Origin of the sequence: Bradyrhizobium sp. dw_411, from assembly GCF_018449695.1 — a bacterium.
In the GTDB taxonomy this organism is placed as follows: domain Bacteria; phylum Pseudomonadota; class Alphaproteobacteria; order Rhizobiales; family Xanthobacteraceae; genus Bradyrhizobium.
Genome location: NZ_JAAVUY010000009.1, coordinates 177,857 through 193,584 on the forward strand (window position 1 = coordinate 177,857; position 15,728 = coordinate 193,584).

At 60.0% G+C, this 15,728-nt stretch carries 19 protein-coding genes and 1 tRNA gene; 14 read left to right on the top strand and 6 right to left on the bottom strand.

Annotated elements, in window-relative coordinates:
- Window positions 1–264: 264 nt before the first annotated feature.
- From HB676_RS17395 to HB676_RS17405, 3 genes are all read left to right on the top strand, one after another.
- Complete coding sequence (locus HB676_RS17395) at window positions 265–1,917, top strand: DUF4118 domain-containing protein (protein WP_213739068.1); 1,653 nt, start codon at window positions 265–267, stop codon at window positions 1,915–1,917.
- Entirely contained in the window at window positions 1,910–2,623 is a 714-nt protein-coding gene (locus tag HB676_RS17400) for a response regulator (RefSeq protein ID WP_213739069.1), read from the top strand. The genes HB676_RS17395 and HB676_RS17400 overlap by 8 nt, the downstream gene beginning before the upstream one ends.
- 290 nt (window positions 2,624–2,913) lie before the next feature.
- The gene (locus HB676_RS17405; RefSeq protein WP_213739070.1) at window positions 2,914–3,201 is read left to right on the top strand and encodes a hypothetical protein; all 288 of its coding nucleotides are present in this window, start codon (window positions 2,914–2,916) and stop codon (window positions 3,199–3,201) included.
- A gap of 116 nt (window positions 3,202–3,317) precedes the next feature.
- On the opposite strand, the gene HB676_RS17410 is transcribed toward HB676_RS17405, so the two are convergent.
- Window positions 3,318–3,605, bottom strand: a complete 288-nt coding sequence (locus tag HB676_RS17410; RefSeq protein ID WP_213739071.1) for a hypothetical protein — start codon at window positions 3,603–3,605, stop codon at window positions 3,318–3,320.
- Between the two features lie 42 nt (window positions 3,606–3,647).
- On the opposite strand from HB676_RS17410, the gene HB676_RS17415 reads away from it, so the two are divergent.
- The 6 genes from HB676_RS17415 to HB676_RS17440 all read left to right on the top strand — a co-directional run bounded on the left by HB676_RS17415 (window position 3,648) and on the right by HB676_RS17440 (window position 7,409).
- Window positions 3,648–3,989, top strand: a complete 342-nt coding sequence (locus tag HB676_RS17415; protein WP_213739072.1) for a hypothetical protein — start codon at window positions 3,648–3,650, stop codon at window positions 3,987–3,989.
- Between the two features lie 153 nt (window positions 3,990–4,142).
- Window positions 4,143–4,607 carry a hypothetical protein gene (locus HB676_RS17420; protein ID WP_213739073.1) on the top strand — a complete coding sequence of 155 codons (465 nt, stop codon included), beginning with the start codon at window positions 4,143–4,145 and terminating at the stop codon, window positions 4,605–4,607.
- Window positions 4,608–4,619: 12 nt separating this feature from the next.
- A complete protein-coding gene (locus tag HB676_RS17425; protein WP_213739074.1) occupies window positions 4,620–4,904 on the top strand; it encodes a hypothetical protein in 285 nt (94 codons plus the stop codon).
- 218 nt (window positions 4,905–5,122) lie between these two features.
- Entirely contained in the window at window positions 5,123–5,425 is a 303-nt protein-coding gene (locus tag HB676_RS17430) for a hypothetical protein (RefSeq protein WP_346347365.1), read from the top strand.
- Complete coding sequence (locus tag HB676_RS17435; protein ID WP_213739075.1) at window positions 5,422–5,892, top strand: hypothetical protein; 471 nt, start codon at window positions 5,422–5,424, stop codon at window positions 5,890–5,892. Before HB676_RS17430 ends, HB676_RS17435 begins: the two co-directional genes overlap by 4 nt.
- A gap of 209 nt (window positions 5,893–6,101) precedes the next feature.
- A complete protein-coding gene (locus HB676_RS17440; RefSeq protein WP_213739076.1) occupies window positions 6,102–7,409 on the top strand; it encodes a cyclic nucleotide-binding domain-containing protein in 1,308 nt (435 codons plus the stop codon).
- Between the two features lie 76 nt (window positions 7,410–7,485).
- On the opposite strand, the gene HB676_RS17445 is transcribed toward HB676_RS17440, so the two are convergent.
- From HB676_RS17445 to mobB, 4 genes are all read right to left on the bottom strand, one after another.
- On the bottom strand, window positions 7,486–7,740 hold the full coding sequence (locus tag HB676_RS17445; protein WP_213739077.1) for a hypothetical protein: 255 nt from the start codon (window positions 7,738–7,740) through the stop codon (window positions 7,486–7,488).
- An 85-nt stretch (window positions 7,741–7,825) separates the two neighbouring features.
- The gene (locus HB676_RS17450; RefSeq protein WP_213739078.1) at window positions 7,826–9,484 is read right to left on the bottom strand and encodes an OFA family MFS transporter; all 1,659 of its coding nucleotides are present in this window, start codon (window positions 9,482–9,484) and stop codon (window positions 7,826–7,828) included.
- Between the two features lie 328 nt (window positions 9,485–9,812).
- Window positions 9,813–10,088 carry a sulfurtransferase TusA family protein gene (locus HB676_RS17455; RefSeq protein ID WP_213739079.1) on the bottom strand — a complete coding sequence of 92 codons (276 nt, stop codon included), beginning with the start codon at window positions 10,086–10,088 and terminating at the stop codon, window positions 9,813–9,815.
- Window positions 10,085–10,624, bottom strand: a complete 540-nt coding sequence (gene mobB, locus HB676_RS17460) for a molybdopterin-guanine dinucleotide biosynthesis protein B (protein WP_213739080.1) — start codon at window positions 10,622–10,624, stop codon at window positions 10,085–10,087. Before mobB ends, HB676_RS17455 begins: the two co-directional genes overlap by 4 nt.
- Before the next feature lie 89 nt (window positions 10,625–10,713).
- Here mobB and mobA point away from each other — a divergent pair, with 89 nt between their 5' ends.
- Both mobA and HB676_RS17470 read left to right on the top strand, forming a co-directional pair.
- Window positions 10,714–11,358: a molybdenum cofactor guanylyltransferase MobA gene (mobA, locus tag HB676_RS17465; protein ID WP_213739081.1), complete on the top strand. Its 645-nt coding sequence runs from the start codon at window positions 10,714–10,716 to the stop codon at window positions 11,356–11,358.
- A 152-nt stretch (window positions 11,359–11,510) separates the two neighbouring features.
- Complete coding sequence (locus HB676_RS17470; RefSeq protein WP_249780316.1) at window positions 11,511–12,704, top strand: ABC transporter substrate-binding protein; 1,194 nt, start codon at window positions 11,511–11,513, stop codon at window positions 12,702–12,704.
- A gap of 207 nt (window positions 12,705–12,911) precedes the next feature.
- Here HB676_RS17470 and HB676_RS17475 read toward each other — a convergent pair whose 3' ends face one another.
- The gene (locus HB676_RS17475) at window positions 12,912–13,892 is read right to left on the bottom strand and encodes a TAXI family TRAP transporter solute-binding subunit (protein ID WP_249780301.1); all 981 of its coding nucleotides are present in this window, start codon (window positions 13,890–13,892) and stop codon (window positions 12,912–12,914) included.
- 165 nt (window positions 13,893–14,057) lie between these two features.
- On the opposite strand from HB676_RS17475, the gene HB676_RS17480 reads away from it, so the two are divergent.
- The 3 genes from HB676_RS17480 (at window position 14,058) to HB676_RS17490 (ending at window position 15,677) form a co-directional block, all read left to right on the top strand.
- A complete protein-coding gene (locus tag HB676_RS17480) occupies window positions 14,058–15,044 on the top strand; it encodes a tripartite tricarboxylate transporter substrate binding protein (RefSeq protein WP_213739083.1) in 987 nt (328 codons plus the stop codon).
- A 220-nt stretch (window positions 15,045–15,264) separates the two neighbouring features.
- A tRNA-Ile gene (locus HB676_RS17485) sits at window positions 15,265–15,340 on the top strand.
- A 13-nt stretch (window positions 15,341–15,353) separates the two neighbouring features.
- On the top strand, window positions 15,354–15,677 hold the full coding sequence (locus HB676_RS17490) for a hypothetical protein (protein ID WP_213739084.1): 324 nt from the start codon (window positions 15,354–15,356) through the stop codon (window positions 15,675–15,677).
- The last annotated feature ends 51 nt before the right edge of the window (window positions 15,678–15,728 follow it).

The following is a 15,728-nucleotide window of genomic DNA, read 5'->3' on the forward strand; positions in this document are numbered from 1 at the left end:
TATTTCTTTGACCCATGAACGGCATAGATTTTCTACGTCGATTTGGAGAATGCTGACAGCGCTGGGTAGTTAGCGACATCGAGGCAATTTTTGGTTTGACTGGCATCAACGGTTATTCGCAACAACGGCGGTCAGCCGATCGCCAATCCTGCGAGCCGGGATTGCAACGTCACATTGAATGTTGATGGGGCACGATCTTTCTGCGGCTCTTGGCGAGCCATGGTGAAGATTTCTCGGTGTCTTTCACTACGAAAGCACACTCCTTTGAATTCTCACCTGCCTATCGTTCGGAAGTTCGGGAAAGCGACCGCAACCCCGGTTGACAACACGAACACCGGTGAGCCGCTGGATGAAGAGCCGGCATCGCCGCGATTCCTGCAGACGGAAGTCCTGCCTCTGCTGCTGTCGCTGACATGCGTCGGTCTCGTCACCGCGGCGCTGGTGTTGCTCGACCATACCGTCGCGGTCAACCTGGTGCCGATTGCGTATCTGATACCCGTCATCATCGCGGCGACCCGATGGGGCATCTGGCCGGCCACCCTGGCTTCGATCGCGAGCATGGCCGCGGCGGATTTTTTCTTTTTTCCGCCGATCTTCAGTTTCCAGGTCGAGGACCCGCAGGAGGTCGTCGACCTCTTGCTGTTTTTGGTGGTGGCGCTGGTCAGCAGCAATCTCGCTTCACGCCTGCGGCTCGAGACCAACACGCTGCGCCAGCGCGAAAAGGAAATTCAAAATCTCTACGAGTTCTCGCGTCGCCTGGCGGCCTGTTTCACGGTATCGGACCTGATCGCCGCCATTCAGACCTATCTCTCCCGCACCCTTGGACAGCCGGCCGTTTTCTTTGTCGCCAGAACGGATGGCCAATTTGAGCTGCCCAAATCCAGTTCCGTGTCCGGTTCAACGCCCGATTCAGTGCCCAGGGCGGTGCAAGACAGCGTCGCCGCTTTGGTCACGACCGTCGAAGTCCCGGCCCATACCATCATCGACGAGCCGACCCGGAACGTCTGGTTGTTGAGGGCGGTCGGATCCGAAACTGCCGTGCACGGCCTCGTCGCGATCAATATCGGCGACGGCTCCGGCACGGCCATCGATATCAAGACACGCCGCGTCGAGACCATCCTCGAAGAGGTCTCCTTGACGCTGCAGCGGATCGATATTGAAAAAGCGATGGAGGATGCGAGGCTGCGGCTGCAGGCGCAATTGTTGCGAGACGCATTTCACGGCACGCTGTCGCATGAATTGTGCTCGCCGCTAGCGGCCATTCAGGGATCGGCGAGCGTGCTGGGGACGATGCCCCAGATCCAGAACGATCTTCGCGCCCAGTCACTGGTCGAGGGGATTGCCGACGAGGTCGCCGGACTTAACGGCTTTATTCAAAACCTGCTCAATGCAACGCGCGTGACCGCAGGCGGCGTCAGCCCGAAGCTCGAATGGGCCGACCCGCGGGACATCGTCAACGCGGCGATCCGGCAAAGGGCCCGGCGATTGATGGCGCACAAGATCGAGACCGAATTCACCGACGACCTGCCGCTGGTGAATGTCGATTCCGGCCTGATCGAGGAGTCCTGCGGGCAGTTGCTCGAAAACGCCGCCAAATACTCGCCGTCGGGGTCGACGATCTCGGTCAACGCAAAAACCGAACAAGGACACGTCATTTTGTCGATTTCAGATCAAGGCGTCGGCATCACGCCCGACGAGCAGCAATTCCTCGGCCGCAGATCTTTCCGCAGCCAACGCCATCAAGCCACTATTCCCGGATCCGGGCTCGGCTTCTGGATCGCATCCACCTTTGTTACCGCAAATGGCGGAACCATCGCGATATCGAGCCCCGGGCAGGGACTGGGAACAACGGCCTCCATCACGCTGCCCGCTTCCGAAATGAACCTTTCCGAAATAACGGCCATGACCAATGAGTAAACCAACCAACATCGTACTGCTGATCGAGGACGAGCCCAAGATAAGGCGATTTCTGCGCGCCGGTTTCGAGCTTCAGGGATTCTCGGTCATCGAGGCCGAGAACGCCGCGGATGGATTGAAGGCCGCCACGTTCACCCCGCCGGACCTCATCATTCTTGATCTCGCCTTGCCCGACCTGCACGGAACGGAAGTCCTCGAACGGCTGCGGTCCTGGTCGAATGTGCCTGTGATCATCCTCTCGGTCGTCTCGGGCGAGGATGAGAAGGTTCGGCTGCTGCAGGCGGGCGCGGACGATTATGTGGTCAAGCCGTTCGGCATGGCCGAACTGCTGGCGCGCAGCGAAGCCGCGCTGCGAAGATATTTCAAGAGTGCGACTGAAAACCCCGTCGTCACGGCCGGTCCTCTGTCGATCGACCTCGTCGGCCGCACCGTATCTCTCAACAAGAGCCAGGTCAGGCTGACGCGAAAAGAATATCGCCTGCTCCATATCCTCGCCACGCATGTCGGCCTGGTGGTAACGCACGACCAACTGCTCAAGGATATCTGGAGCGGCAACCAGCGGGACAATATCCAGTATTTGCGTATTCTCGTGCGCAAATTGCGGCAGAAAATCGAGACCGATCCCAATCAGCCGCGCCTTCTGGTGACCGAGTCGGGCGTCGGCTATCGCCTGCAGGCCCGTCTCGAAGATATTTCAGCGGAATAGCGCGCCGAACAAAACCCGGTGATCGACAAGTCTGGACTGATCATGCTTCGACCCTCGCCACGCAGATCATTCTACATCGCCATTTCCCGAACCGGGAACAACGGAGATGGCTGGTATTGGGAAATTCGCCGCAAGCGCAGACCGATGGGCGTCAAATTGTGGGAGGGCGGTTTCCGTTCGCATCGCGCGGCGCATCTGGCGGGGAAACAGGCGCTGGAAGATTTCCTCAACGGAATGTTAATCGAAGCCGGCTCACGCTCCTTTTCCTGATGGCCTGATGTCGTCGGGGATTGCACGTCCGGCTGGAATGGAAATTGCTAGAACGCGGACGTCTTGAAAAAACGCCGCAGCGTGACGTCGATGAATGCATCGCGCAAAAAGGGTTTGCCGTGACCTTCATCGTACACGCCTCACGAGGCGAGGACTCCGCAACAACGGTTCGCCTGAGCGTCGCCGTCGCTATTGCCAAGGCACGGGCTCTTGTTGATGAGGGCTGGCAGGTCTTCATCACCGGCCCGGACGGTATCCGTTACGGCCCTCCCGATTTCGACAGGCTTTTGTCGCGTATGGGAGCCTAACGCGCCCAAGGCACCTCTGCGAAACATGCAGAAACGGAATCCCGGATCGGTCCGGCGACAATATAAAAATAATATATTTGCGTCGTCAAAGCGCTTATCTTGCACAAACAAACCGCTTATTCTGCCCAAAATTGGGGACGGGAACGGTGCAGTTTCTCATCAAGCGCTTTGTATTTCTCGGTTTTGAAGGCCAATACTGGATGCTGATCGTCGCGGGATTGGTCGCGGCCTTTATTTTTTTCGTCTGGCGGACTCGCAAGCAGATCTGAAAGCCATCCGTCAGCCGCTTGCTGAAATACTTTTTTCTTTTGCAGAGCTGCGATTGATAATCCCCGCAGAACCGATCCCTGTGCATCTTGATTTTGGTTCGCGCTCCGAGCAGTCTCGCGCGAGATCGTTGGCATCGACAGCACGACGCAAGGGAATCACGACAAGGGACGCACGATATGAAATTCTCCATTGCCGCGGCGATCGTGCTGGCAACGGCGACGTTCCTGGCGCAAGGCACGACGCAGGCCTTGGCCGGCAGCGACCAGCGGCGGCCGTGTACCGCCCGCGTTCTTTATTCCGAAGAACTGCCGTTTGCGCCGATCAACACCTGGCTCGTCAAAGTGACGCTAGAGATAACGCCACCGAACGGCGGCGCATTCGTAACGACGCTGCAGGATTCAATGCCCTGGCAGGTGGCCCCTCCCCGGCAAGGCCAGACCTTCAGGCTGCGCTGCGACCCTGCCAATCCCGGCAATTTACACCTGATGTCCCAGGCCGCGGCACGACTGGTGTTTTGAGCATTGGCTTTCGGACGCGCCTAACTGGGTGCATTCGGGCTTTATGAAATCCTTATATTTCGGGGCCCAGCCCCGCCTCGCTTTCAAATGCCGTTTTGACCAATTTACAGGTTCGGTCGCAAGCGGCGACCGTGCTTTGTACGGGACAAAACCATGCTGCTTTCAGCAAATCGCGATCCCGGCGAGATCGACGACCGGCTTCGCGATGCACATGCCGTGACCGTGGAACTGATGTCGGACATCATCGCCGAGACCTGCCGGCGCTATCCGCCGATCATGCGGACCACGAAGAGCCAGCGGATCGAACGATTGATTCAGTCGGGCGCCTGGATGGACGTTGCGCTGGCGCTGATCGAACTGGAACTACCGCAATGGCAAGTTCGCCGTATCGCCTATGACGAGGGTGAATGGCATTGCGCGCTGTCGCGCCAGCGTGAATTGCCCGAATGGCTCGATCAGCCGATCGAAACCCGCCACCCGGATCTGCCACTCGCGATGTTGATCGCACTGGTCGAAGCCCAACGCTTCAACGCGAGGACGATCGGAACAAGCGTTCCCACCACGCCGCGCGGCGCAGACTCACTGTACGAGCCGGTCTGCACGGACAATTTCGCGTAAGAGTATCAAGATTTGGCACAGCTTCCGAATCTCACGGCGGAGTTGCGATCGATTCGTGTGATCGTCCGCTTCTGCCTGCGCATGCTCATTCTGGTCGTGTTCGCCGCGTTTGGCGGCATCGGCTTCGATCGAAGCCTGACCGCGCTATTGTGGATGTCTGCGATCCTGAGCTCCGTCCTGGCGGCGCTGGAGCATGAAACCCCGCTCGATAGCGTCCTTAACCATTGGGATGAGGCGCTGGCCTATGCAGCCCTGTGCTGCCTGTTCAGCGGCTTCGGTTCCGCTCCTCCGGTGTAGAGCTGAATTTCACTCGGTTTCCGATCTTATACGGCGCTTATGAGATCGCCGCCTTGCCGCCCTCGAATTCATATCCGGCGAGGTGGATATTGCAGGCATGAGCAAGACGGCCTCCCGGCACGGTAACCATCCTGACAGCGGCGCATCGATCGATGAACGCAACGGAAGGATGACGCGATCCGGGTGGGTCTGGCTCATCATCAGAAGGAATGACCAACGTGAAGCTCGTCGAACCTCCATCGTGTAGCTCTGCATCGACCATCGTCTTTATTGGAAAGAACCGCCGCGGCAACTGGGTCGCACAGGAACAGAACGGCCTCTATGGCGGCCTGTTCGTCAATCGCGCGCAAGCCGTCAAATATGCGCTGTTCGAGAACGGCCATCATCCCGAAACCATCATCGAATTATCGCGCGAAATCGAACTCGACATGAGCGCAAAAATCGCCGGAAGAAATTTCAGCGCGGGAAATTTCAGCGCAGAACTTGGTGCCACGCAGAGCCCGCCGATATCAGCACCATGATCGCCATGCCGCTGACATGCCCCGACATTTCGAGAGAGCAGACGTCGCGGCACTCACCCGCTACGACCGCGCAGGATAGCCGGCCCACCGGTATCCTGCCCGGCGGCGGAGTCTCAACCGCCACCGCGCCATTTCAGCCGCTCGATCCCGGCATCATCAACGAGGCGATCCCGGCATTTTTCATCGGCCGCAACAGCGACGGTTTCTGGCTGGCACGCGAGGCCAGGGGCAAGACCGGCGGAATTTTCCTGTTTGAGCGCTCTGCACTGTCGTTCGCGCGGCGGCATTCCCGGGCCCAAGGGGGATGCGCGACCATATTTCCGTCCGAGAGATTCGAACTTGATCTGGAAAACCAGGGCAGTGTGCTGGTCGCGCCTCTGCGCCGATTGATGCGCCTTGCAGCCCACACCCGGCAGCGGATAGCGGCCGTTATCTCCAACATCAAGCGGGGTTTCGGAGCAGTTTGAACACAACGAGGGGGCAATTTCAGCCGCCGGATTATTTTCGCGCTTACGAACCGTCATCTCCGGGTCATCGTCATCGGCCTAAAAACATATTCCGTTTCGCAGCCTTACCCATCGGCATGAGTTGAATGCGAGATCGCATGAATTCGAGAAAGCCCCGCCAAAACCCCAAAGCGATTGCTCCATAGATGAGCGCCCTGTACGAGCTTGCCATGGCGTCCCTGCTCGGGCTCGGGACCACCTCCTCTTCCATGCTGGGAGCCGCGATCGGTCTCTATCTTCCGATTTCAAAGCGTCTGCTCGCCTGTCTGCTGGCTTTCGCCGCCGGCTCGCTGATATCAGCGCTCGCGATCGAACTCGCCTATGAAGGCGCGTTGTCGCTCCATCAACAGGGTTTCGATGCCCGTGCGGCGTGGCTCTTTGTCAGCGCGGGATTTGCGGTGGGCGCCACCCTTTATTACACGGCATCGCGGGCTCTGGAGAAAAAGGGAGCTGCTGTACGCTACGGCACGCAGTTTCGCGAATATGCGCTGGCGCGCAAGCAGGCCGACACGGCGGAGCGGATCAAGCTCCTGGCAAAATCCGATCTGATGCGCCATCTGCCGGCCGAACAGATCGAGCAAATCCTGCCCTGTATTCAGGATCGGCAACTCAAAGCCGGTGAGATTCTATTTCGGGCCGGCGATGCCGGCGACGCGCTTTACATCGTCGCACGCGGAAAAATCGAGGTTTTGACCGACGCCGGACCTCAAAGTAATGCCGCCTGCAGCGCGATCGCAGTGCTCGGCGTGGGCCATGCGTTTGGAGAAATGTCTCTGCTCAGCGGCGAGCCGCGCACCGCGACGATCCGCGCCGCCGAAGATACAAATCTATTGAGAATCGCAAAGCAGGATTTCGAACAGCTCGTTGCGGCCGATCCCCAATTGGCCGAAGCCGTGCAACGCATCAGCCACCAGCGCGCGATCAGCAACCTCAGCGCTGGAGGAACTGACGCCGCCAAATGGGCCAAGGTCGCGAACGGAAGCCTCGATCATCTCAATCGGCACGAGACCGGTAAAATGCTGGTAGAGGCCGCCAATGGCGCGGGAATGGCGATCGTTTTCGGCAATATTCTCGACACTATTCCGGGCTGCCTGGTGATCGGCGCCAAGTTCACCGCGTTCGGCAATCTATCGCTGACGTTGATGCTGGGGATGTTTCTGGGCGGAATCCCGGAAGCGGCGGCCAGCGCATCGATGCTGACCAAGGCCGGCTATCGTCCGGCGGGAATCTTCGGTCTGTGGTCAACGGTATTGCTCGCCGGCGTGATCGCCGCCGCGGCCGGCAAGGCTTTCATCGGCAGCAGCGAAGCCTTGACCGCGATCTTTGCCCAGGCGCTGGCAGGCGGCGCGGTGCTAGCGCTGGTTGCGCACGCGATGATTCCGGTCGCGCTGGAAGAAGGCGGCTCGCTCGTGGTGCTCCCGACCGTCGCGGGTTTTCTATTCGCGCTTTATCTGGCGCTGGCCGAATCTTTTGTTTAAAAAAGAGTGGCGCGTTACGGGTTGCCCGCAACGCGCCAAATTCGATTAAACAATTTTCCCGGTCGCGATCCGGGCTTCAGCTCCTGTCCATACAGTCCGAGATGTAAAACCAGCGGTCGTCGCCGGTCAGTCCCTTCGACTTGACCTCGGCGCGGCAGGCTTTCAGCTTGGGCCGGTTCTGGACCCATTTCGCGCGCATCTCTTTAAGATGTTCGATGGTCAATTTCATTCTGGACGGTTTTGCGGCGGGCGCCGCCGTCTGGGCCGAAACCGTATCGATGCTGCCGGCGACAAGCAGCACGGCGGCAAGACAAACACTGATGCGAAGCATTGGGATTCCCCTGATCCTGTTTCTTGATTGAATAATAAAAGGCCGCGGGAGGCGACAATCACGTCCCGCGGCAACGAGTGGTTGATCAGAAGATCTTGACCGCGCTTTCCAGCGTCTTCCAGACGCCCCATGCGAGCGGCACGCCGACAAAGGCCCAGAACAGCGCCGCCTTTGCGTCGAAGCCGCCTTTGCCGATACCGAACGATCCGGATTGCGTTCCAGTCGAGCTTGCAGCACTTGCCGCCTGCAGCTTGGCGACCTCGTCGTTGCTCATATGCCACTTCGGATCGACCGGCTTGATCATATAGTTGCAGATCAAGCCCGCGATCAGCATCGCGCACAGAATATACATCGTCGTGTTGTAAAGCTGGTCGCGCGGTACGCCGGCCGCGAGCTGAAACTCGCGTATGTAGTTCACGACAACCGGGCCGATGATGCCCGCCGTCGACCATGCCGTCAGCAAGCGTCCATGAATGGCGCCGACGAATTGCGTTCCGAACATATCGGCGAGATAGGCCGGCACGGTGGCGAAGCCGCCGCCATACATCGACAGGATGATGCCGAAGCCGAGAACGAACAGCAGCTTCGAACCCATCGCCGCGAAGGTCGGCGCCAGCGCGTACAGCGCGATACCAAGCAGGAAGAAGCAGTAATAGGTCTTCTTGCGGCCGATATAATCCGACAGCGATGCCCAGAAAAAACGTCCCCCGATGTTGAACAGCGACAGCAAGCCGGCAAAACCGGCGGCGATCGCCGCGATCGCGGTTTTCTGATCGGCCGAGAGCTGGCTGAAGCTCAGGTCCGGCATCCCGATCAGCTTGCCCGCGAAAATTTCCTGCAACATCGGCGAGGCCATCCCGATCACGCCGATACCGGCCGACACGTTCAGGCAGAGCACCCACCAGATCAGCCAGAACTGCGGCGTCTTGTGCGCATTGTCCAGATGCACGTTGTTTTTCGAGACCATGGCGTTGGCCTTGACCGGCGCGGTCCATCCCTCAGGCACCCAGTTGGCGGGCGTTACGCGATAAGAGAAGGCTCCGATCATCATGAACACGAAATAGACGATACCCATGACAAGGAACGTCTGCCAGACACCGACATCGGTAGAAGTCTTGAAGTAATTGATCAGCAAATTCGCCAGCGGCGCGCCGATCATGGCCCCGCCGCCGAAGCCCATGATGGCCATGCCGGTCGCCATGCCGCGGCGGTCCGGAAACCACTTTACGAGTGTCGATACCGGCGAGATGTAACCAAGGCCGAGGCCAACGCCGCCGATGATGCCGCAGCCGAGCCACATCAGCCAAAGCTGGTGAACGTAAATGCCGAGCGCGCCGAGCAACAGACCACCGCCCCAGCACAGCGCGGCGACGACACCGGCCTTGCGCGGACCGGCGCGTTCAAGCCAGCCGCCCCAGATCGCGGCTGAAACGCCGAGCACGACAAAGAACAGCGTGTACATCCAGCCGAGGCTGGCGACCTTCCAGTCGCAGGTGGTCGTGAACAATTCCTGCATCAGCGATATGTCCGGGCAGGCCTTCGGCGCCGTCAGACCGATCGCGCGCGACAGCGGCAGCCAGAACACGCTGAAGCCGTAGGCCATGCCGATGCACAGATGAATGCAGAGTGCCGCCGGCGGCACCATCCAACGATTGAAGCCGGCTTTGGCAATCGTATGCTCGCGATCAAGAATCCCCGTGCCGCCCCCGGACATGGACCCAGCTCTGCTGCTGATTGTCGTCATGAATTCCTCCCTCCCCTGCAGCCGTCCGTGCCGGACATGTCTGCCAATTTCGTTTCTTGAACGCGCTCCCAACTAAAAATGCTGCTTCGCACAATTCTAGAATGCGCTGGAATTACAGAAGCGCATTCGTGAATTCTGACACCTGGCGCGCGATGTTATTCCCGCAGCCGGTGCCGGCCTCGACGGTCCCGTCCCGGACCAGGCGCGCCAGCAACACAACTTAGCCCCCGCACCCCTGCGGAGAAATCAATTGGGACAGAAGCGCAAGCGTATGTCGATAGGCAAATGGTAGCGATGGTTTGCGTCCGTTGCAGTGCAGAAAACGCGTTTACCGGTCTCGTTCCGGAGCCGCGGACGCAGCCGCATCGGATCTCGCACTGCCAGCTTTTTCGATCAGGAATACGATGCGCTGTTCCACGCGCTCGGTGATCTCGACCTTGTCGCCGGTTTCCTGGATCAGAGCGGGGATGTCGATCACCGACAGCGGATCGCTGCAGTGAACTTCCAGCCGATCGCCCGGCGGCAGCCCTTTCAACGCCTTTCGCGTCATCAACGCCGGCAATGGACATTTCAGCCCGGTGAGATCGAGTTTGGTGGAGGTCATGCGCTATCCATGCCTGTGCCGGAGCTTCGCGCCAGCACTTCTTCGACCGGGAGCGCGGCGCGCTGCATCATCGCGGCGATCGCCGGGATGTCATCGAGATGCGCAACGGGCAACGCGGTTTGCACCGCTGCATCGGCGGCGATGCCGACAATACCGGGATCTTCGGGAAACAGATACGCTTTACCGTTGGCAACACGATACACCTCGATCTTGCGATACGGTTCGGACTTGAAGCCCTCGACCACGACAAGATCGACCTGCGACATTTTCGACAGCAACTCCGTCAGCCGCGGCTCGGGGGCTTCGCGCAATTCATGCATCAAGGCCCATCGATTGCCGGACGCCACCAGCACCTCTTCGGCACCCGCCTGCCGGTGGCGCCAGGAATCCTTGCCTGGTACATCGATATCGAAATCGTGATGGGCGTGCTTGATGACGGAGACGCGCAGGCCCTGCTCGCGAAAATGCGGGATAAGACGCGTCAGCAGCGTCGTCTTGCCGGCGCCGCTCCATCCCGCAAGGCCAATCACTCTCATCTATTTCTCCGAACGCCCGGTGGAACCGGGTATGTTTTGCTAAAGGGTGCTTTATATCGGCCAACGGGGAATGTCATGCGGGCCCATGGATGATGACGAAGATCGACGAGGTTCCGGTGCCCGCCATCCCCGGCGTCTTGCTCGCCGGCGGGCTGGCGCGGCGGATGGGCGGCGGCGACAAGCCGATGCGCCAGATCGGCGGCCGCCCGATCCTGGCACGCGTGATCGCGCGGCTTGCGCCACAATGCGATGGGCTCATTCTCAACGCCAATGGCGATCCCGCGCGTTTCGCAAGTTTCGGCCTGCCCGTTATTCCAGACACGGTCGAGAATTTTCCCGGACCGCTCGCGGGCATTCTGGCAGCCCTCGACTGGGCGGCCGCCCATCGTCCTGACGCCGGCTGGATTCTGAGCGCGGCGGGTGACTGCCCGTTCCTGCCGCGCGATCTCGTTGCACGCCTGCATCGCGCCCGCGTCGAACAGGATGCGCAGTTGGCGGTCGCCGCCTCCGGCGAGCAGTCGCATCCGGTGATCGGATTATGGAGCGTGGCCTTGCGTGAGGAGCTTCGCCACGCGCTGGTCGTGGAGGATATCAGGGGGGTCGGCCGCTGGACCGGACGCTACCGGCTCGCGACCGTGACCTGGCCGGCCGAGCCGTTCGATCCCTTCTTCAATGCCAACACGCCGGATGACATCGCCGCCGCGGAGAGGCTGGCCGAACTGGATGGTGATTAGACCACGCCTCCCTTCCGGGCCCTTTGGTCACGTTGACGCCGCCCATCGAATGATTGCAAAAAGGCGGGTCGGCTGAGCTTAAGCTCCCGGCCAATAACAGGGGCCAACGTGCCGCAACGGGAGGAGTGGGGATGTTCACCAGAAGCACAGCCATGCTTGGAATGGCGCTCGCGGCCGCGACAGCGGCGTCGCCGGCGGCATGGGCCCAATTATCGGACGACACCGTCAAGATCGGCGTACTCACCGACATGAACGGGCCGGCGTCCTCGGCCACCGGTGCGGGATCCGTGACCGCCGCGCAAATGGCGGTCGAGGATTTCGGCGGCAAGGTGCTGGGCAAGCCGGTAACCGTCATCATCGGCGACCATCAGGACAAGTCGGACATTGGCGCCAGCATTGCGCGGCGCTGGTATGACACCGAGCAGGTTGACCTGATCGTGGACGTGCCGGTGTCGGCGGTGGGTCTTGCGGTGCAGAACGTCGCCAACGAAAAGAAAAAGATGTTCATCGCACATTCGACCGGCTCGGCGGATTTTCACGGCAAGTTCTGCTCGCCCTACGCGATGCAATGGGTGTTCGACACCCGTGCGCTCGCAGTAGGCACCGCGCAGGCCGTGGTAAAGCGCGGCGGCGATAGCTGGTTCTTCATCACCGACGATTATGCTTTCGGTCACGCGCTCGAACGTGACGCTTCGGCGATGATCGTCAAGAATGGCGGCAAGGTGGTCGGCTCGGTGAAGCCGCCTTTTGCGACGCCCGATCTGTCGTCGTTCATTCTGCAGGCCCAGGCCTCCAAGGCCAAGATCATCGGCATCGCCGGCGGGCCGCCCAACAACATGAACGAGATCAAGACCGCCGGCGAATTCGGCGTGCTGAAAGGCGGCCAGCAGATGGCCGGCCTGCTGGTGCTGATCACCGACATCCATTCGCTCGGGCTTCCGGCAGCGCAGGGATTGTTGCTGACGACGTCGTTCTACTGGGACATGGACGAGAAGACCCGCGAATGGTCAAAGCGCTATTTCGCCAAGATGAAGCAGATGCCGACGATGTGGCAGGCCGGCGTCTACTCCTCCGTGATGACCTATCTCAACGCCGTCAAGGAGACCGGCACCGACGAACCGCTCAAGGTAGCCGCGAAGATGCGCGAGAAGCCGGTCGAGGATTTCTTTTCCCGCAACGGCAAACTGCGCGAGGACAATCTGATGGTGCACGACCTCATTTTGGTGCAGGTCAAGTCACCCGAAGAGTCCAAATATCCCTGGGATTATTACAAGGTGCTGACGACGATATCGGGCGAGGACGCGTTTGGTCCGCCCGATCCGGCCTGTTCGCTGGTGAAGAAATAATCCGCGTCGTTGCGGTCTACTCGCCAGCGACGAATATAAACTCAGTCGTCGTCCCGGCCTTGAGCCGGGACCCATAACCACAAATGTTGATGATGAAGGAAGGTGACTGCTGCCGTGCTTAAACGAAGGGCCGCGGCGTATGGGTCGTTCGCCGGGACGACACCGAGAGTTACTCACCACCCCGAATTATTTCACTACCTCGCGAAACTACTTCACCAGCCCGATCTCGCGATAATATTTCAGCACGCCGGGATGCAGCAGTTCGAGGCTCGGCACGGCCGCGATCGAATTAGCGGCCGTGGTCTCGCAGGCCTGTGTCAATCTCTTGCAGAATGCCGCTTCGGATTGGTGCAGCGTCTTCGCCAGCCGATAGGCTACCTCGTCATCGAGATTGACGCGGGCCAGAATGAAACTCCATGAGCCCATCGAATTGATCGGCCCGGTTTGGCCGGGGTAACTTCCGGCCGGAATGGTCATCGGCTTGAGGAAGGCGTGCTTGGCCTGCATGCGCACGATCTCGTCGGCCGTCGGCGCGATGAAGTGGGCACCGGAGGGGCTTTTCGCCAATTCGTTGAATCCGGGATAGCCGATACCGGCGCCCCACAGCGCGGCGGCCCGTCCGTCAAGCACCATTTCCGGCGCCTCGCGGGCATGATCCAGCAAGACGGCGTTGAAATCGCCGTCCTGCTTCAGGCCGATACCGTCCAGCATGTAACGCGCCAGGATCGGAATGCCGGACCCCTTGGCGCCAAAGGCGACCGTCTTGCCGATCAGATCCTGAATGGTGCGATACGGACTGTCACCGCGCACCGCGAACATGCCGGCGCTGGAATAGATTGCTGTCAAAATCCTCAAATTGATTTTCGGCCGCCCGATGCCTTCCAGCGCCTGATAAAAGGACTCACCGGCGACCAGTCCGAGATCGAGCTGCCCGGCTTCGAGCATCGGCATATTCTCGCTGCTGCCCATGGTGTTGCGCGTCTGGATCGACAGCAACGGATCGGTTTGCGCCATTACTTCGGCAAACGCGTTGCCGTAGAGCGGAAAACCGCCACCCTGCGTCGCCGTTCCCAGACTGATCGTGATCTTCTGCATGGTCTTGTCCTGCATGGTCTTGCTTGCCTCTTGCGCCGCAGCATTTCCGGCCAGCAACAGCACGCCCGCGCAAATCATGTGAGCGAGTTTCATCGGCGATCCCCCCTGGTATCCGCGTGACGTCATGTTACTCGGCTTTCCTGGCGCTATCGTAGACCCATGCAAGAACATCGGGCAAAAGGCAATGTAGGCAATTCCCGGTTTGTGTGAAAGCATGACGGATAGGCGTTTGTGCGGAGCGGCTTTGGAGTGGCTTTCATGAAAATCCTGCGCGCATCTGTTACGGGCCTGGTCATCGGCCTGGCCTGCCTTTTGAGCGTTGCCATCGGCAGCGCGCCGGCATCCGCCGCGGATTATCCGAACCGTCCGGTGCGCTGGCTGATCGGCTTCGCCGCCGGCGGCCCGGTCGATATCGTGGCGCGTATCATGGCGCAGTGGCTGTCGGAACATTTCGGTCAGCAATTCGTGGTCGAAAACCGCGGCGGCTCCGGCGGCAACATCGCCGCCGCCGCCGCGATCAATTCGGCGCCGGACGGCTATACGCTGTTGTTCGTCGCCCCCAACAACGCGATCAGCACGTCGCTGTATAAGAAACTGTCCTACGATTTCATCCGCGACACGGTGCCGGTCGCCAGCATCATCCAGCTCACCAACATGCTGGTGGTATCGAATGCGTTGCCGGTGAAAACCGTTCAGGAGTTCATCGACTACTGCAAAGCCAATCCGGGCAAGGTCTCCTACGCGTCATCGGGCTACGGCACTTCAGTCCACATGTCGGCGGAATTGTTCAGGGCGATGGCCGCAATTGAAATGGTCCATGTGCCCTATCGCGGATCGGCGATCGCCTTTCCCGATATTATGTCGAACAAGGTGCAACTGATCTTCGACAATCTGCCCTCGGCACTGGAACAGTCGCGCGCCGGCACCGTACGCGCGCTCGGCGTCACGTCGCCGCAGCGCTGGCCCGGCCTGCCCGATGTGCCGGCCATCGCCGAGACCGTGCCGGGGTTCGAGTCGGTCGGCTTCTACGGCATCTCCGCGCCCAAGGGCACGCCGCCGGAAGTCGTGGAGATTCTCAACAAGGCGGTCGCCGAGGCCCTGAAAGACCCCAAAGTGGTCGAGCGACTGACGGATGTCGGCGGTATCCCCAAGCCAATGACGCCGGCCGAGTTCGGCAAGCTGATCGCCGACGAAACCGAGAAATGGCGCAAGGTCGTCGCCTTCGCGGGCGTCTCGGTGGAATGAGGGCGCACGCGCCTCGTTGACGGTTCCAGCGACAACTCCTGTCATTCCGGGGCGATGCGAAGCATCGAACCCGGAATCTCGAGATTCCGGGTCTGGTCCTTCGGACCACCCCGGAATGACCAGTTGAAATGTCACAACGAAATCACGGCATTGCCGGATCACCGGCCGCATTGTAAGGGGTGTCCGCACCGTTGCCCGACGCCCCTGCGGCAGGCCGGCGGGGCCTGTAGCTCAATGGTTAGAGCCGGCCGCTCATAACGGTCTGGTTGCAGGTTCGAGTCCTGCCGGGCCCACCAATGCATCGATAGCTTGGCTGCTTTTCATTTCGTGGCCTGTTGGTCACCGCATCAGAAATACTTCGCCCCGTTGCACCAATTGACCAGCGGTCGGCGGCAATTCGCTCGTCGGCACGCCGTTCGCCGCTCGGACCGTTTTTCGCCGACGCTGCGGGGCGATTCAATTCCGCGGCCGGCTGACAAACCGACCAGTTCCGCCCTCGACCTGGACCGTAGCGCCGAAATAGTGGGCAGCGACGCCCCTCAAGCAGGTATGGGAGTTCTGGGCTCGCCGGCCTGCATCATGCTGTTGATTTACATCGATATTTTCGACTGCATTAAAAATGCAAATTCATAAAAATATGCAAAATAATAATTGGTATGCAAATTGCTTGTGATTACGCATGAA

Bases quoted from the DNA above. Each gene is read 5' to 3' on its own strand.
- HB676_RS17400 (WP_213739069.1), top strand. From the start codon at position 1,910: ATGAGTAAACCAACCAACATCGTACTGCTGATCGAGGACGAGCCCAAG.
- HB676_RS17410 (WP_213739071.1), bottom strand. From the start codon at position 3,605: ATGCCAACGATCTCGCGCGAGACTGCTCGGAGCGCGAACCAAAATCAA.
- HB676_RS17415 (WP_213739072.1), top strand. From the start codon at position 3,648: ATGAAATTCTCCATTGCCGCGGCGATCGTGCTGGCAACGGCGACGTTC.
- HB676_RS17420 (WP_213739073.1), top strand. From the start codon at position 4,143: ATGCTGCTTTCAGCAAATCGCGATCCCGGCGAGATCGACGACCGGCTT.
- HB676_RS17435 (WP_213739075.1), top strand. From the start codon at position 5,422: ATGATCGCCATGCCGCTGACATGCCCCGACATTTCGAGAGAGCAGACG.
- HB676_RS17440 (WP_213739076.1), top strand. From the start codon at position 6,102: ATGGCGTCCCTGCTCGGGCTCGGGACCACCTCCTCTTCCATGCTGGGA.
- HB676_RS17445 (WP_213739077.1), bottom strand. From the start codon at position 7,740: ATGCTTCGCATCAGTGTTTGTCTTGCCGCCGTGCTGCTTGTCGCCGGC.
- HB676_RS17450 (WP_213739078.1), bottom strand. From the start codon at position 9,484: ATGACGACAATCAGCAGCAGAGCTGGGTCCATGTCCGGGGGCGGCACG.
- HB676_RS17455 (WP_213739079.1), bottom strand. From the start codon at position 10,088: ATGACCTCCACCAAACTCGATCTCACCGGGCTGAAATGTCCATTGCCG.
- mobB (WP_213739080.1), bottom strand. From the start codon at position 10,624: ATGAGAGTGATTGGCCTTGCGGGATGGAGCGGCGCCGGCAAGACGACG.
- mobA (WP_213739081.1), top strand. From the start codon at position 10,714: ATGATGACGAAGATCGACGAGGTTCCGGTGCCCGCCATCCCCGGCGTC.
- HB676_RS17470 (WP_249780316.1), top strand. From the start codon at position 11,511: ATGCTTGGAATGGCGCTCGCGGCCGCGACAGCGGCGTCGCCGGCGGCA.
- HB676_RS17475 (WP_249780301.1), bottom strand. From the start codon at position 13,892: ATGAAACTCGCTCACATGATTTGCGCGGGCGTGCTGTTGCTGGCCGGA.
- HB676_RS17480 (WP_213739083.1), top strand. From the start codon at position 14,058: ATGAAAATCCTGCGCGCATCTGTTACGGGCCTGGTCATCGGCCTGGCC.